Raw genomic sequence first — 940 nt, 5'->3', positions numbered from 1 at the left:
TTCCGGTGTCGTGGTGGTGAATCGTCTTCTGGTAAAACGTTAAGTGAGGACGAATCGTTTTACTATATCCATGCTCAGGGGGGAGAGGATTGGCCCAAGCTTGGTGGAATGGTCTGTTCAACAAGGGATTGGTGGTTTAGAGAACCGTTGCCTTGATTCCTGGTTGTGCAGGCTCGGCACCGATTCAGAATATTGGTGCTTGATGGGGTTGAATTTAAAGATGTGTGCCAGTACGTGGTATATTTGATGCTGGACGATTTTCTCAACGTCGCCTCAGTGCTGAAGAGTGTCAATTTGGCTATCGTGACTCAGTATTTAAGCACGCCCTTTATAATCAATGCGTAGTGATTGCGGTGGGGTTAAAATTGCCTAAAACGTGGCAAGCGAATAACAGTTACGGCCCGTTGCAGGACATTGCAGAGCATGAACTTTCACCAATCAGTATCTTTCACAAAGTGTGTGAAGTTCGTAGAGAGAAATTGCCAGATCCAAAGCAGGTCGGCAACGCTGGCAGTCTTTTTAAAACCCCATTATCGATAAAGCCCATTGGCAGCAGCTAAAAGCTCAGTTTCCTCACATCGTTGCGTATCCTGCTGGTGAACAGATGAAAGTAGCTGCTGGATGGTTGATTGACCAGTGCGATTTTAAAGGTGTGCAAGTTGGTGGTGCTCAAGTTCACCCGAAGCAAGCGTTAGTGTTGACTAATGCGCAGTCATGTACCGCRCAAGATATCATCCAGTTGGCCAGCCTTATTTGCGATGCGGTTTGGGATAAATATCAGATTGCACTTGAACATGAAGTTCGCTTTATCGGTGCTGTCGGTGAGACCTGTTTAAGTGAGCTAAGAGTAGAGTCATGAGAAAGAGCACGTGTTAACTGCATTTATTAAAACGCTTAGCCGATGGACAGTTTCATTCTGGAGAGACGTTGGGTCATGAAC

Annotated in this window: 1 pseudogene; it reads left to right on the top strand. The window is 46.0% G+C overall.

What is annotated here, in order from left to right:
* Window positions 1-859: pseudogene (gene murB, locus CIK04_RS23355) on the top strand (UDP-N-acetylmuramate dehydrogenase); the annotation flags it as partial.
* Window positions 860-940 lie beyond the last annotated feature (81 nt).

The sequence above is a fragment of the Vibrio sp. 03_296 genome (assembly GCF_002265885.1).
The sequence above is the reverse complement of the archived record's forward strand: the minus strand, read 5'-3'. Positions and strand labels throughout refer to the sequence as shown.